The following is a 23,071-nucleotide window of genomic DNA, read 5'->3' as shown; positions in this document are numbered from 1 at the left end:
AATCGACAATCGTACTATTTTCCCATTTTTCATATTGCGACAGTCATTAGTTAGTGAAAGGAAACTTTTTTCAATAGTGTCTTAATAAATAAGTATCTTATCTTAAACTCTTTGAACTTATTTTTTTAAATATCTAATCTTTATTAACAGGTCTTAAAATCAAAGAATTTCTTATCAAGCAAATGACTTGGGCGTACATTTGTTAAAGCGCGAATCATCGTATCTTTACGTCCTGGCATTTGTCTTTCGATATTTTTCAGCATTTCTTTCATTGCATTACGTTGTAAACCATCTTGACTACCGCAAAGATTACAAGGAATAATCGGAAATTGCATTGCTTGAGAAAATTTTTCCATATCTTCCTCAGCTGCATAAACAAGAGGACGTAACACAAAAAGATCTCCTTCATCATTTTTAAGTTTTCCAGGCATGGCAGCTAATCGGCCACCGTGAAACAAATTCATAAAAAATGTTTCTAAAACATCATCACGATGATGACCTAAAACTAATGCAGAACATCCCTCTTCACGTGCAATACGATAGAGATTACCACGTCGTAATCGAGAACAAAGTGAACAATATGTCTGCGACTCTGCCAATTTATCTGTAACAATGGAATAAGTATCCTGATATTCAATACGATATGGAATTTTATAAGAACTTAAAAAGTCTGGAAGAATATGCTTAGGGAATCCAGGTTGCCCTTGATCAAGATTACAGGCAAGAATTTCAACGGATAAAAGACCTCGCCACTTTAAGTCTAAAAGAAGCGCTAATAAACCATAAGAGTCTTTTCCACCCGATAAAGCAACAAGCCATTTTTTTCCTGTAGAGAGCATAGAAAAATCATCCAAAGCTTGTCGCATATGACGCAAAAGTCGTTTGCGCAATTTATTAAATTCTACGCTTGAAGGAGCAACACGAAACATTGGATGACAATTATCTGCTTCGCTTATTAAAGGATCATCTCTCCCTTCGTTTTCTTCTATTGCCTGATATTCAACTGAAACATCATTCATAATACCATATCCTGCACAATAAACAGCTCGTTTTGCAAAGATAAAAACAAATATTAAAGCAAGCTTACATTTATGTTTTTTGAATTTATAAATTAGATACACAAAAAAGAAATGGAACTATATAAGTCTATGACTATAAAACATAGCAATAAACTTAATATAGAACCATTCACAAAAAGCACTTATTAACTTCAGAGATTGTAAAAATAACACAATATTTTGAAGTTATAATAATAGAAGAGAAAAATAATTTCTCTTGCAGAAAAATTATCGAGAATAAAATTCAACAACCAAATTAGGTTCCATTTGTACAGCATAAGGAACATCTGCAAAAGCAGGAATACGTGTAAAGGTTGCTTTCATCTGTTTATGATCTGCTTCAATATAATCAGGGACATCACGTTCTGCCAATTGCACTGATTCTAAAACTAAAACAAGTTGTTTTGATTTTTCCCGAACCTCAATAACATCACCAGGTTTACAACGATAAGATTGAATATTTGTGCGCCGACCATTTACACTAACATGACCGTGATTGATAAATTGGCGAGAAGCGAAAATCGTAGGCACGAATTTTGCACGATAAACAACAGCATCCAAACGTGCTTCTAACAAACCGATAAGATTTTCACCAGTATCACCCCGTCGACGAGCAGCCTCTTCATAGGTCTTATGAAATTGTTTTTCTGAAATATCTCCATAAAACCCTTTCAATTTCTGTTTAGCGCGCAACTGCACCCCATAGTCAGAAAGTTTTCCTTTACGACGCTGTCCATGCTGACCTGGACCATAATCACGACGATTGACAGGAGATTTCGGACGACCCCAAATATTTTCTCCCATACGACGGTCAATTTTATACTTTGTTGTTTCGCGTTTACTCATCGCATTTCCTTATAAAATAAAACACGAGATCTCAAGACCCCAAGGAAACGCGCCCTCCTCTGCCTTTAAATACTAAAGACTGACAGAATACCTTAACATATCAATATGCAAAGTTATCCACGGGACACGTCAATTAATGCTATTTTCTTGAAAAAATAGCCAGATCATCATTATTGGTCTTACAACCCAAAGTCAACTCCTTTCATGAGTTTTAAGCCAAATCCTTTAAACAAATTCTCCGTTAAAGAAGTGATATTTTTCGATGTTAACAACGCAAAATCTTGATATTTCTTTATATATTGATCGTGTACTTTTTCCGACAGTGGTAATAATGATCTGATATGTTTGGCAATCGCTTTCGCCGGATCAATCCACTCAACGGACCATAAAGCATGTTCACGAAAGAAGTTAATCAAAAAAGGATAATGTGTGCAGGCTAAAACAATAACATCAGTATATTGTCCATTTTTTTCCACAAAACATGGTAGGATTTCTTTTCTTAACTCTTCTGAATCGATAGATTTTCCCCGTAAATAATCTTCAGCAAATCCAGCCAGCTTTTTACTTCCCACAAGTTGAACATGACACTGTCCAGCAAAAGAATTAATTAATTCATTTGTATAGGCACGTTTCACTGTTCCAGGAGTAGCTAATACGGAAATAAAACCAGATTTTGTTTGTTCAGCAGCTGATTTAATTGCAGGAACCGTTCCTACAAAAGGGACATGAGAAAAATTCTGTCGTAAATCTGCCATCATCAGTGTAGAAACGGTGTTGCAAGCAATCACACATAAGGCTGGATTGTAGCGTGTTAAAAGATTTGTAAAAATCTTTAAAATACGCTCTTTCAAAATATTTTCTTTCCAATTTCCATAAGGAAATCCTGCATCATCAGCAACATAGATAAATTGCATTTCAGGGATAAGAATACGTGCCTCCCTGAACACTGTTAAACCACCAATACCGCTATCAAAAAAAAGAACAGGTCGTTCATCCATTAGTTTTCACACTTATTTTTAATTTTTTCACGATCACGCTCTTCAGGTGCTCTACTCCCCCGTGGATATTGTGGCGAAAAATGATCCAAAGAAGATATAATGCCTCGCAATAAACGAACCTCAGGTTCACTAAAGTTAGCGCGCGTAAAAACAGAGCGCAAATTTGCAAGCATTACTTCTTTGCGTTCTGGGGGTCTAAAATACCCACGGATATTCAAAGCCTCTTCTAACTGAGATAAAAAACCATGAAATATTGTTTTATTTGCAGGTTCCATCTCTGCGGCACGAAATGCCGTATCGCTGACATCCTCTAGACCTGTTTTCATCCATTCGTAAGACATTAAAAGAACTGCTTGCGCAATATTAAGTGACGCAAAAGCAGGATTAACTGGAAAAGTAATAATTTCATCAACAAGGCTGATTTCATCATTTTCTAATCCCCATCTCTCTCTTCCAAAGACAATACCTGTCTTATGTCCGATACTTTCACGCTGACGTAATACGCTTGCTGCTTCGACAGCACTTTTTACAGTTTTAAATCCACATCTTTCACGTGCTGTTGTGGCAAAAACATAGTGTAAATCTGCAATTGAATCACGCAATGTATTAAAAATCACAGTGTTGTTAATGACATGATCAGCTTTACTCGCAGCAGCTATAGCTTTTTCATTTGGAAACATTTCTCGAGGTTTGACTAACCGAAGCTTAGAAAGCCCAAAATTTGCCATTGCCCTTGCGACCATACCAATGTTTTCAGGAAGCTGCGGTTCAACTAAAATAATAATGGGACCATTTGTTAAATTTTCACGATTCTTATTCGTTCCAGCCATCAATCTTACCTAGTTTCACTTAACTATCTCCCTCTCCACTATTTTTTACGAAACCTTCTTCACAGTACTCTAATGCTGTTTAATAATAAATTATAGGCAATGTTATCTTTTCACTCAAAGATAATAAATTTTAAAAGCCATTAAAGTGGACGATGGAATTTATAACAATTTATATAGGATATCGTAGCGTTTTTTACATCAATTTTATCTTTTTTTATAGGGAATAGCCCCTACAAATCATAATCTCAGTTGAATTATGAAATCATAAATCCTAAAAAAGGGATATGCACTTTATTCCCGAACTTTTTCCTGCAAAGCTTATCCGTCGTTATAAACGTTTCCTTGCGGATGTTCAACAAGATGATCAGCATGTCCTCACCGTATCTGTACCTAATACAGGATCAATGCTTGGATTAACAGCTTTCAACTCCAATATCTGGCTTTCATATCATAATAACATCAAACGAAAATATGCCTATCAATTAGAAATTATTGAAGCCGATAATACTTTGGTTGGCATTAATACTGCTTTACCCAATAAACTTGCATTAGAAGCAATTCAAAACGGATTACTACCAGAATTAAGTGGATATAAAACAATTTTAAAAGAACAACGCTATGGAACACAATCACGAATTGACTTTCTTTTACGTGACAACATTCTTCCTGACTGTTACCTAGAAGTCAAAAATGTTCATTTTATTCGTCAAAAAGGATTAGCAGAATTTCCTGATAGTGAAACAAAACGTGGAGCACGTCACCTTGATGAGCTCATAGGAGTTGTACAACAAGGAAAAAGAGCTGCTATGCTTTATATTATTCAACGAGAAGATTGCGCAGCTTTTACAATCTGTCATGATCTTGATCCACTCTATGGACGTAAATTTGATTTAGCATTAAAATCAGGAGTAGAATGTTATGCTGTAAAGTGTCACGTAAGTGTAGAAGGCATTTTTCCGATTCAGAGAGTAAAAATAGAAAACAGAAAAAACAATGACTGAGTATATTGAATATAATAAAAGCCCTTTAAAATTTAATGGGAAGATTCGCATTTTCGATGATTATGCTTTTGCTAAAATGCGTGAAGTTGGTCGCATTGCTGCAGAATGCCTTGATGCACTTACAGATATTATTAAGCCAGGCGTTACTACGCAAGAAATTGATGATTTTGTATTCATTTTTGGTGCTAAGCGAGGAGCACTTCCTGCTGATCTAAATTATCATGGATACAGCCATTCATGCTGTACATCTATCAATCACGTTGTCTGTCATGGCATTCCCAATAAAAGACCTTTGCAAGAAGGCGATATTGTGAATGTGGATGTAACCTTTATCCTTGATGGTTGGCATGGGGATTCAAGCCGAATGTATCCTGTTGGGAAAATCAGGCGTGCTGCAGAACGCCTGCTAAAGATAACCTATGAAAGTCTTATGAAAGGAATCGCTGTTGTTAAGCCTGGAGCAACCACAGGTGATATTGGTGCAGCCATTCAACAGTATGCAGAATCTGAACGATGCTCAATTGTGAAAGATTTTTGTGGACATGGTATTGGGCAGCTTTTTCATGATGCACCCAATATCCTTCATTATGGAAATCCTGGAGAAGGAATAGAATTAAAACAAGGTATGATGTTTACAATTGAGCCTATGATTAACCTTGGTAAACCACAAGTTAAGATTTTATCTGACGGTTGGACTGCTGTTACCCGTGACCGCTCTCTGACAGCACAATATGAACATACAATTGGTGTCACAAATGAAGGGTATGAAATATTTACACAATCTCCTAAAAATATTTTTTATATTCCAAATTCGCATACCTAACGCAATGTAGAGATGTTATGGCTAAAAAATTAAATCAAAAAGAAGATACTCAAAGTGATCACTTTGCATTAACATCGAGTTCTCCACTCACCCCAGTATCAGAAAGAAAAAGTGAAGACCCTCAGAAAAACGCACAGCTCCATAAACATTATCAAGGACACCGTGAGCGTCTTCGGAAGCGTTATTTAAAGTCAAAAGGAAGTGCAATCGAAGATTATGAATATCTTGAATTATTGCTTTTTCGCACAATACCCCGTGCAAACACAAAACCCATAGCTAAAAATTTGATAGCACGTTTTGGTTCATTAGCTGATGTGTTGGGAGCAGATATTCACCGACTTCAAGAAATTCCAGGATGTGGTCCCGCCACTGCAATTGATTTAAAAATTATTTCAGATGTTGCTGGACGCCTTGCTCGTGCGCAATTGTTTAAACGCGATATTTTTTCATCATGGGATAAAGTGTTAGCTTATTGTAAAGCTGTTATGGCTCATGAAACACGTGAACAATTTCGTATTTTGTTTCTTGATAAGAAAAACGGCTTACTTGCTGATGAGGTGCAACAAACTGGAACCATTGATCATACCCCTGTTTATCCTCGTGAAGTTATTTCTCGAGCTTTAGAGTTATCCGCATCAGGACTTATCTTAGTCCATAATCACCCTTCTGGCGATTCCACCCCCTCTGATGCAGATATAACAATGACATATAGATTAAAAGATGCAGCAAACGCATTAGGCATTATTATCCATGACCATCTTATTATTGCACGAAATAATCATACGAGCTTTAAAGCGTTAAAACTTATATAAATCTTATGGGATAAAAAAGACTTCATTCAACTATGAACAACGAATCAATTTTCTAAATCAATATCTAATATAGCCATTGAGAAATTATAGGAGAGCTCATCTTCATCTTCATCTCGATAGATAATGCCTAAAAACTCATCTCCCATATAAACCTCACAAGAATCACTCTTTTTAGGCCGTGCTCTAACTTGCAATGCTGAGTTTTGGAATATATTTTTTAAATAATTATCAAGTTTTTTTATTTCATCAGCATTCACTATGCTCTCCTGTTTTTTTAACGATTTAAATAACTGCGTGTCACGCAAATAAGACAACCTCATGATTCTGTAAAGTTAGTAAAAAAGCTTAATCTGAATATTTACTTAATATTACATATATTTACAACGCGCTTTATACATTTATAAAGAACTTTTACAAAAGGATTCTATCATTATTAAATATACCCGTATAGATTAAAAAATGGCAAAAAACTGTATATTTTTAATAATTTTACTTTATCTCCAATTTTATCATACGCATTTAGAATTCATATTCGTAAGAAAAATTGATCAATAATTTATAATTTTGTTCCTTTTATAAAAAATAAAAATAATAATACTTTTTTTATTTAAAATTACATTTTTTAGAAAAAAATATTATTATATCATTCAAAAATAATTCTTTTTAATAACTTTTAAAGTATAATTATCTAACCCTAGAAGAATTACATCTCTAAAAAATATACAAAATAGGCTAATAAGAGTTTAGCTTTCTTCCCATTTTTTATAAAAAACTTATGTCACAATAGAAAAATTTTAAATAAGCATTTTTCAATTTATACGAGATAAAAATATTGAGTATTTTTGTGAATGCTAGAACCTATGAAGAATGCTTATCTTATAGGATAACGAGAAAGAAAATCTATAACGCCTTTTTTATAAACTTTATCGCCTACAGCAAGCATATGATCTCGACCAGGAATTGATAAAGCTTCACCACAAGGCAATAAAGCTGCTAACGGCTCTGCTGCACCGCCAATTTCATCTAATGAACCAACGGCAACAAGTGCAGGTTGTTCGATTTTGTAAACTTCAGATGCCGTTAACTCCTGTTTTGATGTGATAATACAAGCAGCAAGAGCACGTCTATCGCTTTTCGTTTGATCTGCAAATTTACGGAACATTAAACCGCGCGTATTAGTAATAGTAGAAATATCTTCTGCTAAAAGTGCCTCAGCAACAGGCTCCCAATTTCCCGCTCCCGTCACCATACCAATACCTAAACCACCAAAAATAACACTGTGTACATATGTTGGATGCAAAAGAGCCATGAAAGCACTAATACGAGCCCCCATAGAATATCCCATAACATGGGCTTTAGATATCTCTAAATGCTGTAGTAACTTTATTGCGTCGCCAGCCATAGCTTGAGGTGTATAAAAGACAGGATCATAACTTTTAACTGAATCTCCGTGACCGCGATTATCAAGAGCAATAACACGATATCCTGCTTCAGTAAGAATGCGAAACCAACCCGTTGCATACCAATTCACTCGTGCAGAAGATCCAAAACCATGGATCAACAAAACAGGCGCACCCTGCCCTTCTTCTCGATAAGCAAATCGCAAACCATTATATTCAAAAAAACGAATATCTTCAGCGGTCATTTTTTATTGCACTTTCCACAAAGTACAGGATGAATAACACGTTGCCCTTTTTGTATCTTTTTTTCAGAAACTTCACCAGCATTAATCTCAAGTGCAAAAGCTGCAGGAACTTCCGATGAAATGGTATTTGTCGAAAATGGAGAAGTGTTTTCAATAATCGATACAATAATTCCCTCAGAGTTTAAGAAAATCATATCTAAAGGTAAAGGCGTATTTGCCATCCACATAAAAATTTTCTGTTCATCTCCCGATTGAGAACTTTTTAGCTGCTTAAAGAGCATTGCACGATCGCGTGGAAAATCAGTCCGATACATTAAACCAGCCGCGGCTTGAGACGGCGTAAAAGCAATCTCTACCTTATAATAAACCGTACCTTGCTTTGTATGTATTTCTAAAGGAATCGGATGAACAGGAATCTCTATGGGCTTTTTTGCTACAACAACACGCATTTCTAACATAAAAAGCATTACCAATAAAACAATATACCCCTTTTTAAAAGGCTTTAACATTCTTGTCTCCACCACAGAAAATTTTTAAATTTTGTTTCTAAAATAAAAAGTACCAGAGTTTAAAAGTCAAAAAAATAAGAGGGGTGCCCCCTTGTTGTTTTCTAGTTTCTTTCAACGTAATACGCGCAACTTTCTCCATTTGGTTTATGGATTCACTAGAGCCATATTTTCTTTAAAAACCTACCTCTATAGAAATTTACGGAATAACCCCCTTTAAAAACATACTGTTTTTATTCGTGAAATTCAATGCGTAGCTAAAGGAACGCCTATATCCGGATAAATCTCTGCTGTCATTAAACCTTTTTCTCCTTTACCAAAACGTACAAGAACAACTTGGCCGGAACGAAGCTCTGCTAAACCAAAACGGCGCAACGTTTCCATATGAATAAAAATATCTTCTGTTCCTTGCCCACGGCTAAGAAAACCGTATCCTTTGTCACGATTAAACCATTTAACAATTGCACGTTCTAGTCCACTTTCTGGAGTAACAACAACATGGGTACGGGCTGGAACTTCTGATGGATGAATTGCTGAAGAACAATCTATGGATTTCACCTGAACGCACTTTAATCCTCTTTCAGTTTTTTCCACAGCACAAATAACTTTTGCTCCCTCCAAAGCTGTTTGAAAACCATCCCTTCGCATTACCGTAACATGCAATAATATATCGGGGAAATGAGGTAAATCAGGTACAATAAATCCATACCCCTTACTACCATCAAACCACTTAATGACACCACTGATTTCGATAATCTCCCCACAAGCACCTATACTATCTTCAGATAGGGGACAATCTTTTAATGCATCCTTACTCGTCATAATAACGTGATCCTGTAGCTTATAAATTGTACGATATTGATTCTCTAGGTTTAAGTAAACATTGCTCTTGTATCAACACGCAAGCCCCAAGATAAGATTTCCCCATATTGTCGTATCTTCTATGTTAATGTCAGAGAATATCAACATGAATATTTATAAAACTATTTGATTGTAAGCTTTACATATCTTACAAGGAGTGCCCTACAAAAGAGGTTATATGAAAGGTTTTTTTACATAATGATATTTTCATAAATGTGTAACTTGCATGATGAAGAAGTTCAATATAAGGTGAAAAAACAACAATTCAATTAAGGAAAATGCGCAATGCAATTGAAGAAAATCCTTACGACAATCACAGCATTCATGGCATTTACTGCAAATGTTTATGCAAGTGAACCTATCAAAATTGGTGTTTATCTTCCATTAAGTGGTCAAAATGCATTTGGAGGTCAGCTTGAAATTAGAGGTATAGAATTAGCCCATAAAAAAATTCCAGAAATTTTAGGACGTAAAGTGGAACTTGTTATTATTGATAATAAGTCTGATAAAGTAGAAGCGGCTAATGCTGTTATGCGTTTAACAGCAAGTGAAAAAGTAAGTGGAATCATTGGTAGCTATGGTTCCTCACTTTCGTTGGCAGGTGGTGAAATATCTGAAAAAGCAAAGACTCCAACCATTGCCACTTCCTCAACGAGTCCTCTTGTTACACAGGGTAAAAAATATTATTTCCGCGCTTGTTTTATTGATTCCTATCAAGGAGTGGGAATCGCGACTTACATAAGTCAAACTTTACACGCAAAAAAAGCAGCTATCCTCAAAGATATTTCAAACGATTATGCCATTGGTCTTGCAAGCTACTTTATGCGTGCTTTCAAAAAATTAGGTGGTGAAGTTGTCTCAAATTTAAACTATAATTCCGGAGATCAGGATTTTTCAGCTGTTCTTACGCAAATTATCGCGCAAAAACCTGATATCTTATTCATTCCATCTTACTTTTCTGAGGGTGCTATCATTATGAAACAAGCACGAGAATTAGGAGCAAAGTTTCAAATTATGGGTGGAGATGCTATGGATAATCCAGAAACCATTGCGATTGCAGGAAAAGCTTCAGAAGGTTTCTTACATACGACACTTCCCTATAGTGAGGATATGCCAAATATGTCAGTAGCTGCGCAAGAATTCACAGCAGAATGGAAAAAAGAGTATCCTGACAAAGAGCCGAATATCAATTCTGTTTTGGGATATACGAGTTATATGATGTTCATGAAGGCTATTGAAAATGCTGGTAGCGCTGATCGTGAAAAAATTACTATCGCTCTTAGCAAATTAAAAGATTTTCAAACCCCCTTCGGTGATATGTCAATGGATGAAAATCATAACCCTAAGATTCCTATTGGTATCATTAAAATACAGGATGGAAAACGTGTTTATTTAGAAGAGGTTAAACCTGCTTTTTAATTAAAAAGTTTTACTTATTAAAATGCAAGAATTGGTTGAGGATCTTTTTCTCAACCAAAAACTTAGAAATTTCTTGTTATCCTATGTAAATTAACAAATGTGGAAGGATGAGAGATGAGCACTGAAATGTTCATCCAGTATTTTTTTAATGCACTGGCATTGGGATCTCTTTATGGGCTTATCGCTATTGGTTACACCATGGTCTACGGTATACTGAGACTCATTAATTTTGCTCACGGTGATATCTTTATGCTGGGAGCATATTTTGTTTTCTTTTCCACAATTAGCTTTATGCCTGCTTGGGCAGCACTTCTTCTTTTGTTTCTCGCGGCTCTTATTTATTATTCGGTCTTTATAGGGTTTAAAAGGCGCCCTTCAATTTACTGGATTGCTGTTTTTTTAATCCTTGCGTTAGGTTTTGTTTATTATTTTAAAATTTCTCCACAAGATTTTACCCCGATTTGGGTTTTAGCTCTTTGTTTTTCCATTTTTATTACAAGTGCAGTGGGTATTATTGTTGATCAACTTGCCTATAAACCTCTACGCCATGCTCCGCGTATCTCGGCGCTTATCGGTGCAATTGGTGTTTCTTTTTTTATTGAAAATCTTTCTACTGTACTCTTTAGTGGTGTTCCGAAAGGTGTAAAACAACCAGATTTTCTTGTAACACCATTTTTATGGCATTTAGGATCAGGAGCAGATGGTATCATTAGAATTGCTCCCATGTCTCTGATCGTTCCCGTTGTGTCATTGATTCTTATTGTTTTACTGTTATGGATTATCCATAAAACAAAACCGGGTCTTGCTATGCGTGCAATCTCCCATGATATTGAAACGACGCGTTTGATGGGTGTGTCTGTCAATAAAGTTATTGCATTTACATTTGGAATAGGCTCAGCTCTTGCCGCTATAGCAGGTATTATGTGGTCTTTACGTTATCCTCAAATTCAGCCTTATATGGGCGTTCTTCCTGGTCTCAAAGCATTTATCGCTGCTGTTATCGGAGGTATTGGTTCGATACCAGGAGCAATGTTGGGAGGATTGTTATTAGGGTTTATTGAAATTATGATTATCGCATTTTTCCCCGCGCTATCTGGATATCGAGATGCCTTCGCTTTCATTTTATTGATTCTGATTTTATTGATATTGCCCACAGGATTAATGGGTAAAAAAAGTCAGGAGAAAATCTAATGGCAAAGTCAGTGACAACTGTTTTATCTTGTATAAGTGTTTTAGTTCTCATAGGTTTTTTATTTTATGCTGATAGCCATTTTAATGACTATACGCTTCGTATCATAAATCTGATTGCTATTAATGCGATATTAGCAATTTCGCTTAATTTGATTTACGGTTTCACAGGTATGTTTTCTCTTGGACATGCTGGATTTATGGCTATTGGTGCTTATGTTTGCGCAATTTTACTTCTTTCCCCTGAACAAAAAGAAATGATGTGGATTCTGGAGCCTATCGCTGAACCATTGTATCATCTGCAATTACCTTTTTTTGTCGCTGTTGTTATAAGTGGTATATGTGCTGCAGTTGTAGGTTTATTGATTGCTTTGCCAATATTACGTCTTGGTGGTGATTATCTTGGAATTGCAACATTGGGTTTTGCAGAAATTATTCGCATTGTCATTACGAACGCAACATCGCTTACAAATGGCTCTTTAGGTATCAAGGGAATACCTCAAAATGCAACATTATGGTGGAACTATGGTTGGTTAGCATTTACTGTTCTCTTTATTGTCCTTTTACTGCAAAGCAATACTGGTAACGTATTACGTGCCATTCGTGATGATGAAATTGCTGCGAAAACTATGGGAATTAACGCTTTTTTCTACCGTAGTTTTTCTTTTACTGTTGGAGCGTTTTTTGCAGGTATAGGTGGAGCATTAATGGCTGCTCTTATTTCAACTATTGATCCAAAAATGTTTAATTTTCTTCTAACTTTTAATATTTTGATGATTGTAGTTGCTGGTGGTCTCGGCTCAATTACAGGAAGCATTATTGGCAGCATTATTATTACAGTTATGCTTGAATGGCTTCGTATTATTGAAAGTCCATTTGACTTAGGTTTTATACATATCCCAGAAACACCAGGACTTCGCATGGTTGTTTTTTCTCTTTTATTGCTGGTAATTATCTTGTTTTGGAGAAAAGGGTTGATGGGACAACGAGAATTCTCATGGAATGGAATTTATAGCTTTTTGACACGCAAAAAGCTTTCTAATACTGAGGGAAAGCTATGAACGACACCATCCTTTCACTCAATAATATTGTAATGCGTTTTGGCGGATTAGTTGCTGTAAATAATATTAATATGGCAATTAAACGAGGAAGTATTACTGGATTAATTGGTCCCAATGGCGCTGGAAAAACAACAGTTTTCAATATGATTTCTGGATTTTATGCTCCTACAAGCGGCGTCATTCTTTTTGATGAGCAAAAAATTTCTGGAGCGCCTCCTTATATTATCTGTAGACGCCATATTGCCAGAACATTTCAAAATATTCGTCTTTTCTCAGGGTTAACGGTTTTGCAGAATGTTATGGTAGGAGCGCATGTTCGACAAAAATATCCTTGGTTTTCTTCAGCTCTATTTTTTTCAAAAGCAATGAAAGAAAAGAAGGAAGTTTATAAAAATTCCTTGGAGCTCCTTGAACAGCTACAACTTGATCACCTTGCCAATCAATCGGCAACAGCTTTACCTTATGGTGTGCAACGACGTCTAGAAATTGCACGCGCGTTAGCCACAAAGCCCAAATTGCTTCTTCTTGATGAACCTGTTGCTGGCATGAATCCACAAGAAAGTGAGGATCTTAGAAAATTCATAGCAAAAGTGCAAAAAGACTTTGATCTTACAATTCTTCTTATTGAGCACGATATGAAAGTGGTTATGGGGCTTTGCCAACATATTTTGGTTATGGAATATGGCTGTTGCATTGCCAATGGTACACCAGATGAAATTCGTAATAACCCTAAAGTTATTGAAGCTTATCTTGGCGGAGATGTTTATGGATATTCTTAAAATAAAAAATCTTTACGTTCATTATGGCGCCATTAAAGCTGTCCAAAATCTTTCTATGTCCATAAAAAAGGGAAGTATTGTCACTTTAATTGGAGCCAATGGTGCAGGAAAAAGCAGTATTGTACGTTCTATTACAGGACTTAATCGCTCTGTTTATGGAAAAATTACCTATAATGGCAAATCTATTATTAAAAAATCACCAGAAGAGATTTTGCGATTAGGTATTGCTCTAAGTCCTGAAGGACGCCGTATCATGCCCCATCTCACTGTTTTAGAGAATCTTCATCTAGGCGCTTATATTCGTCACGATAAGCAGGGAATTTCCCGTGATATTGAATGGATATTTGATCTTTTTCCGCGTCTACGTGAAAGAGCAAAACAGTTAGGAGGAACAATGTCAGGTGGTGAACAACAGATGGTTGCTGTGGGTCGTGCACTCATGAGCAATCCTGATATGGTCATATTAGATGAACCATCGTTGGGGTTGGCACCGCTTCTCGTTCGAGAAATTTTTTCGATTATTAGAAAAATTAATGAGATGGGAAAAACTGTTCTTCTTATTGAACAAAATGCATTTGCTGCGCTTTCTATAGCTGACTATGCTTATATTTTAGAGGTAGGGCATATTTTATTTCACGGTGAAGGTAAAACTATGCTCTCTGATTCGCGTGTTAAAGAAGCCTATCTTGGTGGATAAAGACTACGAATTGAGGAAATAGAGTTCATCACTCCACCTTTTAAAAAAGCATTTCTCATCCTCAATGAGAAATGCTCCTTTACGAAGTTTGATTATTACATCCACCATTTTTCTGTACTGAATATCCCTGCTTCTTTTTCAATAATGTGCGCTATCTGAAAAATGACTTCCTCAGCAAAAGGTTTACCAATCAATTGCAATCCTAGAGGCAAACCATTTGATGACAGACCTGCAGGAACAGAAATTCCTGGTAAACCAGCCATATTAACGGGTACCGTAAAAATGTCATTAAGATACATTGCTACAGCATCATTTTTTATTTTTTCATCAGCAATACCAAAGGCAGGTGTTAGTGTTGCTGGTGTTAGAATAGCATCAATGCCTGAAGCAAAACATTGATCAAAATCACGTTTTACGAGTGTTCTTACTTTTTGAGCTCTTAGATAACAGGCATCATAATAACCAGATGAAAGAACATAAGTCCCAACCAAAATACGTCGCTTGACTTCATCACCAAAACCAACAGAGCGCGTGTTTTCATACATCTCAATGATGTCTTTTCCAGGCACGCGTAGACCAAAACGCACACCATCATAACGTGCTAAATTAGAAGAGGCTTCTGCAGGAGCTATAATATAATAAGAAGGTAGAGCATATTTTGTATGGGGCAAAGAAATATTCTTAATCTCAGTTCCTGCTTCCTTTAACCAACTTATGCCTTTTTGCCAAAGCTCAATAATTTCTGGAGACATTCCATCCATATGATATTCTTTTGGAATACCAATTTTCATTCCTTTAATTGATTGACCAAGATAACTTTCATAATCAGGAACTGGTAAATTCACGGAAGTAGAATCTTTTTCATCAAAAGAGGCCATTGATCTTAGTAAGATAGCACAATCACGAACATCTCTGGCAACAGGTCCAGCTTGATCAAGGGATGAAGCAAATGCAACAACGCCCCACCGTGAACAACGTCCATAAGTTGGCTTTATTCCTACAGTTCCAGTAAAAGCTGCTGGTTGACGTATTGAGCCACCTGTATCGGTTGCAGTTGCACCGGCACAAATTTGTGCAGCAACAGCGGCAGCAGATCCTCCCGAAGAACCACCGGGTACGAGTTTTTCATTCGAGTCTTTTTTTCTCCACGGATTAATAACGGGACCATAATATGATGTTTCATTGGATGAGCCCATAGCAAACTCATCCATATTAAGTTTTCCTAACATTACAGCACCGTCTTGCCATAAATTAGCCGTGACAGTTGATTCATAATGCGGTTTAAAACCATCAAGGATATGTGAACAGGCTTGAGTATGAACACCATAGGTTGCAAAAAGATCTTTAATCCCCAAAGGAATTCCTTCTAAAAGCCCTCCCTGCCCTCTCGCTAAGCGACTATCTGATTCAGCAGCCATTTTCATTGCCTGTTCTGCTGTTATTGTTACATAAGCATTCAAAATTGGATTAGCTGATTCTATTGCTTGTAAATAAGCTTCCGTTAATTCTGTTGCTTTGAGATTTTTCTTTGTTAGAGAATCACGAGCTTGCGCAATTGTGAGGGTTGTTAAATCGGTCATATTGGTTCTCAAATTTCAAAAATATAAAAAGTTACTCAACAATTTTTGAGACAAGAAAAAAATTTTCTTCTGTAACAGGGGCATTGGCTACAATATCTGCTGCTTTATCGCCATCTGTAACACTATCTTCACGCATTCGTAGAGTCATCGGCATCACAGATGTTAATGGCTCAACTCCACTGACATCAACTTCATTCAATTTCTCTACAAAACCTAAAATAGCATTGAATTTTTTTGTCACAGGTTCTATCTCATCATCGTGGATAGCAATCCGCGCTAAATGTGCGACCCGCTTGACGGTCTCTTGATCAACAGACATACTATTTACGCCTTTCTGTTTTTATTAATCTTTATTCTGGCTATACAAGGCTGAGCTTGCAAGCGCAAGAATATTAGATAACATGAATGAAGAATATAACCATTAGATCTGAAACATTAAAAAACGCATTATACCCTTATGACCGTTATTAATATAAACGAAGTTATGACACATCTTTTGCCTGGACAAACAATAGCAGGCTTAGATTTAGGGACAAAAACTATCGGAATTGCGATTTCTGATATGGGGCTGACTGTCTCAAATCCGCGTCCTGTACTACAGCGAAAAAAATTTACAGAAGATGCTTACACACTTATTAAAACTTTTGACCGTGAAAATGTAGGCGTTATTATCATCGGCTTACCCCTTAACATGAATGGGAGCAGCGGTTCTCGTGTTCAAGCAACCAGAGCTTTTGTGAGCAATATGAAAGCTTATACAAAAATTCCATTTGTTTTTTGGGACGAACGTTTGTCAACAATTGCTGCAGAGCGTTCTCTTCTAGAAATGAATGTATCGCGCGCTAAAAGAGCAAGCCGAATTGATTCGGCAGCCGCTGCTTTTATATTGCAAGGTGCTCTCAATAGAATTCAAAACTTTCATCATATGGAAGGATAGAGGACATTGAGCAAATGCCCTGCATTATATCGTGCAATGAGCATCCCGTAGGAAGATCTCCACTGTCCCCCAAGACGGCTTTCCATATAGGCATTTGCAACATGTTCTATGTCTGTAGAACGTAATGCTGCTGCTGCTGCTGCATAGGCTACCTGTTCAACAAAAAACCTTCCTGCACCTTCATTTGCTGATGCCATATCACCTGCTGACTTAATAATTTCAATTGCTCGTGGTCCCGCTGGTCCAATATCAAGAGCAATTTTTTCTAACAATTTCTGAAACAGTCCCGGTGCTTTTTCAGCAATAAGAATGGCATCCTTTACCAATTGATTAGCAGAACTATTTCTCACAATTCGTGCAGGCCCATTATGCAACATTTGCGATAATGGATTATTCTCTATAAAACTTTCAATACCAAGTTGTGCAATAATTTCGCCAATAATAGGCACAACCAATTGACTTACGTGATAAGCAATAATAGGTGTCATAATGCGGGCAAAAGCTGCTTCAGAACGGTCATTTGCTGCATTGTCAAATGCTCTCGCTAAACGCAAAACCAATGCTTGTGAAGCAGCTATATCTAATGCAATATCTGCAAAAATACGTTCTGTCAGTGGTGGTAAAGGTTGATTGGGCATTTTTTTCCGGAAAAAATCTATGCCAAATTGAAGAGCCGCTCGCAAAACACCTGCCGATATTACTGATTGATCGAAACGCATCATCGTCTCGATATCTTTAATAACTTTAAGCCCTTCTCCAGCATTTCCCAAAAGCCAACCATAACTGCCTTGGAAATCAACAACCCCCTCTGGTGTTAAAAGTTCTCCAGAACGCTGAATTAAATGACGAATCGATATAAATCCATTTAATGCGCCATTTTCTTGTATGCGTGGAATAAAAAAACAACTTAAATGACCATTTAAATCTGCACTAACAAGATATCCGTCAGCGGTAGGATTAATAACATTGGTTTTTACAACATTTAAACGATATAGATCACGTTCCATACTTTCATCGAAAGAAATCTTCTTAACACTTGGAAAATTAAAAGCGTATTTTTCAATATCATCAAATGCACAAGTTAGAGAAGCAGCCTTTTTATGATGAATAGGCTTTGATGAGGAATCATATTGGCGTGATAAAAGTACATTTTGCCATTTTTTGAAGAGCTCAATATCACTAATTAACACAGCAATAGCTGCACTCGTTATGATAACTTCATTCAAATGTCCTGTTTCTAAACCAGCAGATAAAGCTAAACGAATCGCACGCGCTTGATAGCGTACTCCATTTTCTGAGCTCGTATTTTCCCAAAGTGAGGTAACCAAACCAGCTTGTCTAGAATATTGTTGAAGAGCTTGATAGGAAGAATGGATCTCTAATTTTTCCGTCGGTTGCCCCCATTCATCATTATAACACAATAAAGGCTTATAATGATTTGCCAAGCAAGAGAGTTTCCATGCTTCTCGACTCGCTGCAAAATCTCCTATTTCTTCAAAACTTGCTAACAAAAACTTAGGCAAAGTAGAGGCAATACGAAACATAAGCGTATCGCTAAGAAATGTATTTTTTCGACGATTATTTTGCGCAGATACAGCACTCATAGGTATATTCCTACATTCAAACCATTCATATCATAGACTATTTGTCTTTTTAGAGTTAAGAAACATTTATCATATTCAAACAAATGCTTGTTTAACCTGTTTAGAGAGAGATAAAGAAGAATGCTATGATTCAAGATAATTTTTTTCCACTTTTCCCTCATCAACATCTTTTAGCTATTAAAGATCTAAGTGTACAAGATCTTAATACATTGCTTGATCGTGCAGAAGCAAATGTTATCCTTTCTAACAAAATTGATAAAATAAAATCTACTTTGCATGGACGGACTCAAATTAATCTCTTTTTTGAAGCCTCTACGCGAACACAATCTTCTTTTGAATTAGCGGGTAAAAGGCTAGGTGCACACGTGATGAGTCTTGCGATCGGCAACTCATCTGTAAAAAAAGGAGAAACATTACTTGATACAGCTGCAACTCTCAATGCGATGAAGCCGGATATACTGGTTTTTCGCCATAACAGTGCAGGAGCGGCAGCTTTATTAGCGCAAAAAGTTGATTGTTGTGTCATTAATGCAGGTGATGGTGCTCATGAACATCCAACACAGGCTTTATTAGATGCTCTAACCATTAAAAGAGCAAAAGGTCGTATTGAAGGATTAACTGTTGCGATTTGTGGAGATATCTTACACTCACGTGTTGCCCGTTCCAATATCCTGAGTCTCAATGCTTTGGGTGCTCGTGTTCGTGTTGTTGCTCCCTCAACACTCTTACCCGCAGAAATCACTCATATGAGTGTTGAGGTTTTTAACACAATGAAAGAAGGTCTTAAAAATGCTGACGTTATCATGATGTTACGCTTACAGCATGAACGGATGACAGGTTCTTTTATTCCCTCTACGCATGAATATTTCCATTATTTTGGCTTACATAAAGAAAATTTAGCCTATGCCAAAAATGATTCCATTATTCTGCATCCTGGCCCAATAAACCGTGGTGTAGAGATTGCATCTGACATAGCAGATGGATCACAAAGTATGATTCATACACAAGTAGAAATGGGAATTGCAGTGCGTATGGCGGTCATGGAGGCTTTATTAGATTCACGCGCAAAGATCAGTGGAGAAAAAAAATGATAAAACCAATTGTTTTTCAAAATGCTCGTATTATTGATCCTTCACGCGCAGTCGATGAAATTGGTACAGTTATTGTTGAAAATGGACGGATTATAGCCGCTGGAAAAGATGCTCTGAATCAGGGTTTCCCAGAAGAAGCAGAAATTGTTAACGCACAAAACAAAGCAATTCTCCCTGGCCTTGTTGATGCGCGCGTTTTTGTTGGAGAATTAGGGAATGAACACTGTGAAACAATCGCATCAACAAGTCAATCCGCCGCCGCAGGTGGTATTACTTCTTTCCTCATGATGCCAGATACGCGTCCAGTCATTGATAATGTGGCACTTGTTGAATTTATTAGGCATACAGTACAAGAAAAGTCATCGGTCAATATTTATCCCGTTGCTGCGATCACACAAGGTTTCAACGGACAGCAAATAGCGGAATTCGGCTTACTAAAAGATGCAGGAGCTGTTGCCTTTTATGAAGGAAAAAAAACGCTTCAAAGTTCATCTGTTATGCGACGTGCAATGACTTATGCGCGTGATTTTGATGTTCCATTGATGCATGAAACGCAAGATAAAGATCTTACAGGACAAGGTGTGATGAATGAAGGGCTGCTCGCCAGTTGGCTTGGTCTTTCTGGCATCCCCCGCGAAGCAGAAGTTATCCCACTTGAAAGGGATCTGCGATTAGCAGTATTAACGCAAACACGCTATCATGCCGCTCAAATATCAACAGCACTCTCTGCTGATGCACTTCGTTTAGGTAAAAAACGCAGTGAGAAAATTTCAGCGGGTATATCTATTAATCATTTATCTTTCAATGAAAATGACATTGGTGAATATCGCACCTCTTTTCGCTTAATGCCCCCATTGCGTACAGAAGAAGACCGTATAGCAATGATTGAAGCAATAAAGGATGGGACTATAGATGTTATTGTCTCTTCTCATGATCCTCAGAGTAACGATACAAAACATTTACCATTTAATGACGCAGCGGTTGGCGCTATTGGTATGGAGACTTTATTGAGTGCAGCCTTACGCCTTTACCATGATGAGAGCCTATCTCTTCTACGGATAACTGAACTTTTGTCAACGGCGCCTGCAAAGCTCTTTGGACTCAATGCAGGAACACTGAAGAAAGGTGCTCATGCAGACCTTATTGTGGTTGATCTTGAAGAACCATGGGTTGTTTCGAAAGAGAAGCTCTATTCACGTTCAAAAAATACCCCTTTTGAGAATGCACGTTTTCAAGGACGCGTGCTCCAGACCATTGTGAAAGGGAAAACCGTTTTTAAACTTGATCAACAAACTTAATGAGATTTTTAATGAATGAAGCAGAAATATTTTTTCAGTCCACTCCATGGTTTATTTTCCTCATATCTTATATCATTGGCTCGATTCCATTTGGTCTTCTTTTTACGAGATTAGCCAAACTTGGCGATGTGAGAACAATTGGTTCCGGCAATATTGGAGCTACAAATGTTTTACGAACAGGAAATAAAAAACTTGCTGCTCTAACACTTCTTTGTGATATGTTGAAAGGAACTATCGTTGTTTTCGTTATAAAGTTTTTTAGTGATCCGCTAGACAATAGTATCCTTGTTTCTCTAGCAGGTTTTTTTGTTTTCTTAGGGCATCTTTTCCCCATATGGCTTAAATTTAAAGGCGGCAAAGGTGTTGCTACCTATCTAGGGATCTGCTTAGGAATCTATTGGCCTGCAGCAATTATTTTTATTATTGTATGGATAACGATTTTTCTCCTCACACGCTATTCTTCATTATCCGCACTCGTTTCTGTTGTTATAACTGCGATATTTGTTTTTTACTTTTCCGATCCTTATTTCTATTTTATGCTGATTGTGATGAGCATATTTGTGTATATAAAGCATTACGCAAATATCGGTAGATTATTAATTGGGGAAGAAAGTAAGATTGGGACTCAAAACGGGGATAAATAAAGGAATCCTGCTCACTGATCGTCAACGTCTAAATTGGTTACGGTTGTTGCGTAGTGAAAATATTGGAGCAGTGAGTTTTCGCAATCTCATTGATCATTATAAAACAGCAGAAAATGCTCTGGAAGCGCTGCCAGAGCTTAGTAGAAAAGGCGGTGGTTCTGTATCTATTAAAATAGCAAGCTTAGAAGATGCAGAAAAAGAAATACAAAAAGCGAAAAGATTAGGTGTTCGGTTTATCGGTATGGGAGAACCAGATTATCCAGCTTTTCTTAAGGTTACAGAAGCCCCTCCGCCGCTTATTGCTATCAAAGGTAATGTTTCAATTTTTCAAAAAACTTCTATTGGAATTATAGGTTCTCGAAATGCTTCAGCTGCGGGAAAAAAGCTTACGGCTCAATTTGCGCGTTTTCTCGGAGAAGCAGACTTTGTAACAATTTCTGGGCTCGCTCGTGGAATTGATAGCGTTGCGCATCAAGCAAGTTTAAAAACAGGAACTGTTGCAGTTATGGCTGGGGGAATTGATCATATCTATCCTCCTGAAAATAAAAAGTTGCATGAAGATATTATCGCCAATGGTGGAGCCATCATCAGCGAAATGCCCATTTCTTGGAAGCCGCGTGCTATCGACTTTCCAAGAAGAAACCGTATTATTGCAGCTCTATCACTTGGTCTCTTGGTTGTAGAGGCAGCCCTGCGCTCAGGGTCCTTAATTACCGCACGTCAAGCAGCTGAAATGGGGCGGTTAATTTTTGCCATTCCCGGCTCACCACTTGATCCAAGATCTGTTGGTACAAACAATCTTATCAAGGACGGTGCTCTACTCACCACACATCCTTCTGACATCATAGAAACACTTACGCCATTAATTTCACCGCTTCCAAATTCGCAACTCAATTTTTTTGAGGAACCATCCTCTTTACAACTTGAAAAGGAGAATTTCAATTTAGCAGATGAAAAAAACAGCGGTCCCTCTTTAGCAGGTGATGATGCAGCACGTGCAGCAGTTCTCTCCGCTCTTTCAACAACGCCAATCGATTTAGACACTCTCAGCACCCACACAGGTGTTTCACTTCCAACTCTCTACCTCTTGTTGGTAGAACTCGAGCTTGCTGGAAAGCTTATTCGACACTCTGGTGGTTGTGTGTCATTGTCGAATCTTGATCTTCCCCAAGAGCCTCAGCACTATTAATAATGCTTTGCCCTTCTTTGGCAACCATATCCAAAAGCAATGCTAAAAGCGGACTATGCGCCTGACGCGCCATCTGATTCATTTGCTTAGACATGTCTGTAATATATTGGATAACTTTTAAATGATTTATAAACATAATCCTCTATCCTTGAGCATTTCCCCTCCTACCTCTCAATAGACGTTATCTTAGTATTTCGTCGTATG

24 protein-coding genes and 1 pseudogene are annotated in these 23,071 nt (G+C 37.1%); 13 read left to right on the top strand and 12 right to left on the bottom strand.

Annotation, left to right across the window (positions count from 1 at the left end):
* Positions 1-143: 143 nt before the first annotated feature.
* The 4 genes and pseudogenes from ttcA to ACFIJ7_RS06075 form a co-directional block, all read right to left on the bottom strand.
* The gene (ttcA, locus tag ACFIJ7_RS06090) at positions 144-1,019 is read right to left on the bottom strand and encodes a tRNA 2-thiocytidine(32) synthetase TtcA (protein ID WP_015856404.1); all 876 of its coding nucleotides are present in this window, start codon (positions 1,017-1,019) and stop codon (positions 144-146) included.
* A 267-nt stretch (positions 1,020-1,286) separates the two neighbouring features.
* On the bottom strand, positions 1,287-1,904 hold the full coding sequence (gene rpsD / locus ACFIJ7_RS06085) for a 30S ribosomal protein S4 (protein ID WP_375644817.1): 618 nt from the start codon (positions 1,902-1,904) through the stop codon (positions 1,287-1,289).
* A 179-nt stretch (positions 1,905-2,083) separates the two neighbouring features.
* The gene (gene murI, locus ACFIJ7_RS06080; protein WP_273787953.1) at positions 2,084-2,902 is read right to left on the bottom strand and encodes a glutamate racemase; all 819 of its coding nucleotides are present in this window, start codon (positions 2,900-2,902) and stop codon (positions 2,084-2,086) included.
* Positions 2,895-3,732, bottom strand: a pseudogene (locus ACFIJ7_RS06075) (RNA methyltransferase). The gene murI and the pseudogene ACFIJ7_RS06075 overlap by 8 nt, the downstream one beginning before the upstream one ends.
* 284 nt (positions 3,733-4,016) lie before the next feature.
* Between ACFIJ7_RS06075 and sfsA the strand changes: the two are divergent.
* The 3 genes from sfsA to radC are packed head-to-tail and all read left to right on the top strand — an operon-like array spanning position 4,017 to position 6,368.
* Positions 4,017-4,733 (top strand): DNA/RNA nuclease SfsA, encoded by a 717-nt coding sequence (gene sfsA / locus ACFIJ7_RS06070; RefSeq protein WP_375644816.1) that lies wholly within the window; start codon positions 4,017-4,019, stop codon positions 4,731-4,733.
* Complete coding sequence (gene map, locus ACFIJ7_RS06065) at positions 4,726-5,556, top strand: type I methionyl aminopeptidase (RefSeq protein WP_015856409.1); 831 nt, start codon at positions 4,726-4,728, stop codon at positions 5,554-5,556. The genes sfsA and map overlap by 8 nt, the downstream gene beginning before the upstream one ends.
* Before the next feature lie 17 nt (positions 5,557-5,573).
* Positions 5,574-6,368, top strand: coding sequence for a DNA repair protein RadC (gene radC / locus ACFIJ7_RS06060; RefSeq protein WP_375644815.1), 795 nt, complete (start codon positions 5,574-5,576; stop codon positions 6,366-6,368).
* Between the two features lie 44 nt (positions 6,369-6,412).
* On the opposite strand, the gene ACFIJ7_RS06055 is transcribed toward radC, so the two are convergent.
* The 4 genes from ACFIJ7_RS06055 to ACFIJ7_RS06040 all read right to left on the bottom strand — a co-directional run bounded on the left by ACFIJ7_RS06055 (position 6,413) and on the right by ACFIJ7_RS06040 (position 9,341).
* Positions 6,413-6,625, bottom strand: coding sequence for a DUF3126 family protein (locus ACFIJ7_RS06055; RefSeq protein WP_015856411.1), 213 nt, complete (start codon positions 6,623-6,625; stop codon positions 6,413-6,415).
* A 614-nt stretch (positions 6,626-7,239) separates the two neighbouring features.
* Entirely contained in the window at positions 7,240-8,013 is a 774-nt protein-coding gene (locus ACFIJ7_RS06050) for an alpha/beta fold hydrolase (protein WP_375644814.1), read from the bottom strand.
* Positions 8,010-8,522 carry a DUF192 domain-containing protein gene (locus tag ACFIJ7_RS06045; RefSeq protein ID WP_375636084.1) on the bottom strand — a complete coding sequence of 171 codons (513 nt, stop codon included), beginning with the start codon at positions 8,520-8,522 and terminating at the stop codon, positions 8,010-8,012. Before ACFIJ7_RS06045 ends, ACFIJ7_RS06050 begins: the two co-directional genes overlap by 4 nt.
* 243 nt (positions 8,523-8,765) lie before the next feature.
* Positions 8,766-9,341, bottom strand: a complete 576-nt coding sequence (locus tag ACFIJ7_RS06040) for a cold-shock protein (protein ID WP_375644813.1) — start codon at positions 9,339-9,341, stop codon at positions 8,766-8,768.
* Positions 9,342-9,665: 324 nt separating this feature from the next.
* On the opposite strand from ACFIJ7_RS06040, the gene ACFIJ7_RS06035 reads away from it, so the two are divergent.
* From ACFIJ7_RS06035 to ACFIJ7_RS06015, 5 genes are all read left to right on the top strand, one after another.
* Complete coding sequence (locus tag ACFIJ7_RS06035) at positions 9,666-10,799, top strand: ABC transporter substrate-binding protein (protein WP_015856415.1); 1,134 nt, start codon at positions 9,666-9,668, stop codon at positions 10,797-10,799.
* 114 nt (positions 10,800-10,913) lie between these two features.
* The gene (locus ACFIJ7_RS06030; protein ID WP_273787948.1) at positions 10,914-11,990 is read left to right on the top strand and encodes a branched-chain amino acid ABC transporter permease; all 1,077 of its coding nucleotides are present in this window, start codon (positions 10,914-10,916) and stop codon (positions 11,988-11,990) included.
* Entirely contained in the window at positions 11,990-13,048 is a 1,059-nt protein-coding gene (locus tag ACFIJ7_RS06025) for a branched-chain amino acid ABC transporter permease (protein ID WP_273787947.1), read from the top strand. Before ACFIJ7_RS06030 ends, ACFIJ7_RS06025 begins: the two co-directional genes overlap by 1 nt.
* The gene (locus ACFIJ7_RS06020; RefSeq protein WP_015856418.1) at positions 13,045-13,827 is read left to right on the top strand and encodes an ABC transporter ATP-binding protein; all 783 of its coding nucleotides are present in this window, start codon (positions 13,045-13,047) and stop codon (positions 13,825-13,827) included. The genes ACFIJ7_RS06025 and ACFIJ7_RS06020 overlap by 4 nt, the downstream gene beginning before the upstream one ends.
* A complete protein-coding gene (locus ACFIJ7_RS06015; protein ID WP_015856419.1) occupies positions 13,814-14,524 on the top strand; it encodes an ABC transporter ATP-binding protein in 711 nt (236 codons plus the stop codon). The genes ACFIJ7_RS06020 and ACFIJ7_RS06015 overlap by 14 nt, the downstream gene beginning before the upstream one ends.
* Before the next feature lie 95 nt (positions 14,525-14,619).
* On the opposite strand, the gene gatA is transcribed toward ACFIJ7_RS06015, so the two are convergent.
* Together gatA and gatC are read right to left on the bottom strand one after the other, a co-directional pair.
* Positions 14,620-16,104 (bottom strand): Asp-tRNA(Asn)/Glu-tRNA(Gln) amidotransferase subunit GatA, encoded by a 1,485-nt coding sequence (gatA, locus tag ACFIJ7_RS06010; RefSeq protein WP_375644812.1) that lies wholly within the window; start codon positions 16,102-16,104, stop codon positions 14,620-14,622.
* Between the two features lie 31 nt (positions 16,105-16,135).
* Positions 16,136-16,423, bottom strand: a complete 288-nt coding sequence (gene gatC / locus ACFIJ7_RS06005; RefSeq protein ID WP_375644811.1) for an Asp-tRNA(Asn)/Glu-tRNA(Gln) amidotransferase subunit GatC — start codon at positions 16,421-16,423, stop codon at positions 16,136-16,138.
* A 138-nt stretch (positions 16,424-16,561) separates the two neighbouring features.
* Here gatC and ruvX point away from each other — a divergent pair, with 138 nt between their 5' ends.
* The gene (gene ruvX / locus ACFIJ7_RS06000) at positions 16,562-17,041 is read left to right on the top strand and encodes a Holliday junction resolvase RuvX (protein ID WP_375636082.1); all 480 of its coding nucleotides are present in this window, start codon (positions 16,562-16,564) and stop codon (positions 17,039-17,041) included.
* Here ruvX and ACFIJ7_RS05995 read toward each other — a convergent pair.
* Positions 17,026-18,645: an acyl-CoA dehydrogenase family protein gene (locus ACFIJ7_RS05995; RefSeq protein WP_273787944.1), complete on the bottom strand. Its 1,620-nt coding sequence runs from the start codon at positions 18,643-18,645 to the stop codon at positions 17,026-17,028. The genes ruvX and ACFIJ7_RS05995 overlap by 16 nt on opposite strands.
* A gap of 125 nt (positions 18,646-18,770) precedes the next feature.
* On the opposite strand from ACFIJ7_RS05995, the gene ACFIJ7_RS05990 reads away from it, so the two are divergent.
* Genes ACFIJ7_RS05990 through dprA form a run of 4 tightly spaced genes read left to right on the top strand, consistent with a single transcriptional unit; the run spans position 18,771 to position 22,867 of the window.
* Positions 18,771-19,736 (top strand): aspartate carbamoyltransferase catalytic subunit, encoded by a 966-nt coding sequence (locus tag ACFIJ7_RS05990; RefSeq protein WP_375636081.1) that lies wholly within the window; start codon positions 18,771-18,773, stop codon positions 19,734-19,736.
* The gene (locus ACFIJ7_RS05985; RefSeq protein WP_375644810.1) at positions 19,733-21,034 is read left to right on the top strand and encodes a dihydroorotase; all 1,302 of its coding nucleotides are present in this window, start codon (positions 19,733-19,735) and stop codon (positions 21,032-21,034) included. The genes ACFIJ7_RS05990 and ACFIJ7_RS05985 overlap by 4 nt, the downstream gene beginning before the upstream one ends.
* Positions 21,035-21,045: 11 nt before the next feature.
* Positions 21,046-21,678: a glycerol-3-phosphate 1-O-acyltransferase PlsY gene (gene plsY / locus ACFIJ7_RS05980; RefSeq protein WP_375636079.1), complete on the top strand. Its 633-nt coding sequence runs from the start codon at positions 21,046-21,048 to the stop codon at positions 21,676-21,678.
* A complete protein-coding gene (gene dprA / locus ACFIJ7_RS05975) occupies positions 21,653-22,867 on the top strand; it encodes a DNA-processing protein DprA (RefSeq protein ID WP_375636078.1) in 1,215 nt (404 codons plus the stop codon). Before plsY ends, dprA begins: the two co-directional genes overlap by 26 nt.
* Here the strand turns inward: dprA and ACFIJ7_RS05970 are convergent.
* Complete coding sequence (locus tag ACFIJ7_RS05970; RefSeq protein ID WP_005773510.1) at positions 22,797-23,003, bottom strand: hypothetical protein; 207 nt, start codon at positions 23,001-23,003, stop codon at positions 22,797-22,799. The genes dprA and ACFIJ7_RS05970 overlap by 71 nt on opposite strands.
* Positions 23,004-23,071 lie beyond the last annotated feature (68 nt).

The sequence above is a fragment of the Bartonella sp. MR100HLJHH genome (genome assembly GCF_042194215.1).
Taxonomy (GTDB): domain Bacteria; phylum Pseudomonadota; class Alphaproteobacteria; order Rhizobiales; family Rhizobiaceae; genus Bartonella; species Bartonella grahamii.
The sequence above is the reverse complement of the archived record's forward strand: the minus strand, read 5'-3'. Positions and strand labels throughout refer to the sequence as shown.

Excerpts from the sequence above, each read along its gene's own strand:
- ttcA (WP_015856404.1), bottom strand. The coding sequence starts at position 1,019 with ATGAATGATGTTTCAGTTGAATATCAGGCAATAGAAGAAAACGAAGGG.
- rpsD (WP_375644817.1), bottom strand. The coding sequence starts at position 1,904 with ATGAGTAAACGCGAAACAACAAAGTATAAAATTGACCGTCGTATGGGA.
- murI (WP_273787953.1), bottom strand. The coding sequence starts at position 2,902 with ATGGATGAACGACCTGTTCTTTTTTTTGATAGCGGTATTGGTGGTTTA.
- sfsA (WP_375644816.1), top strand. The coding sequence starts at position 4,017 with ATGCACTTTATTCCCGAACTTTTTCCTGCAAAGCTTATCCGTCGTTAT.
- map (WP_015856409.1), top strand. The coding sequence starts at position 4,726 with ATGACTGAGTATATTGAATATAATAAAAGCCCTTTAAAATTTAATGGG.
- radC (WP_375644815.1), top strand. The coding sequence starts at position 5,574 with ATGGCTAAAAAATTAAATCAAAAAGAAGATACTCAAAGTGATCACTTT.
- ACFIJ7_RS06050 (WP_375644814.1), bottom strand. The coding sequence starts at position 8,013 with ATGACCGCTGAAGATATTCGTTTTTTTGAATATAATGGTTTGCGATTT.
- ACFIJ7_RS06045 (WP_375636084.1), bottom strand. The coding sequence starts at position 8,522 with ATGTTAAAGCCTTTTAAAAAGGGGTATATTGTTTTATTGGTAATGCTT.
- ACFIJ7_RS06040 (WP_375644813.1), bottom strand. The coding sequence starts at position 9,341 with ATGACGAGTAAGGATGCATTAAAAGATTGTCCCCTATCTGAAGATAGT.
- ACFIJ7_RS06035 (WP_015856415.1), top strand. The coding sequence starts at position 9,666 with ATGCAATTGAAGAAAATCCTTACGACAATCACAGCATTCATGGCATTT.
- ACFIJ7_RS06030 (WP_273787948.1), top strand. The coding sequence starts at position 10,914 with ATGAGCACTGAAATGTTCATCCAGTATTTTTTTAATGCACTGGCATTG.
- ACFIJ7_RS06025 (WP_273787947.1), top strand. The coding sequence starts at position 11,990 with ATGGCAAAGTCAGTGACAACTGTTTTATCTTGTATAAGTGTTTTAGTT.
- ACFIJ7_RS06020 (WP_015856418.1), top strand. The coding sequence starts at position 13,045 with ATGAACGACACCATCCTTTCACTCAATAATATTGTAATGCGTTTTGGC.
- ACFIJ7_RS06015 (WP_015856419.1), top strand. The coding sequence starts at position 13,814 with ATGGATATTCTTAAAATAAAAAATCTTTACGTTCATTATGGCGCCATT.
- gatA (WP_375644812.1), bottom strand. The coding sequence starts at position 16,104 with ATGACCGATTTAACAACCCTCACAATTGCGCAAGCTCGTGATTCTCTA.
- gatC (WP_375644811.1), bottom strand. The coding sequence starts at position 16,423 with ATGTCTGTTGATCAAGAGACCGTCAAGCGGGTCGCACATTTAGCGCGG.
- ruvX (WP_375636082.1), top strand. The coding sequence starts at position 16,562 with ATGACCGTTATTAATATAAACGAAGTTATGACACATCTTTTGCCTGGA.
- ACFIJ7_RS05995 (WP_273787944.1), bottom strand. The coding sequence starts at position 18,645 with ATGAGTGCTGTATCTGCGCAAAATAATCGTCGAAAAAATACATTTCTT.
- ACFIJ7_RS05990 (WP_375636081.1), top strand. The coding sequence starts at position 18,771 with ATGATTCAAGATAATTTTTTTCCACTTTTCCCTCATCAACATCTTTTA.
- ACFIJ7_RS05985 (WP_375644810.1), top strand. The coding sequence starts at position 19,733 with ATGATAAAACCAATTGTTTTTCAAAATGCTCGTATTATTGATCCTTCA.
- plsY (WP_375636079.1), top strand. The coding sequence starts at position 21,046 with ATGAATGAAGCAGAAATATTTTTTCAGTCCACTCCATGGTTTATTTTC.
- ACFIJ7_RS05970 (WP_005773510.1), bottom strand. The coding sequence starts at position 23,003 with ATGTTTATAAATCATTTAAAAGTTATCCAATATATTACAGACATGTCT.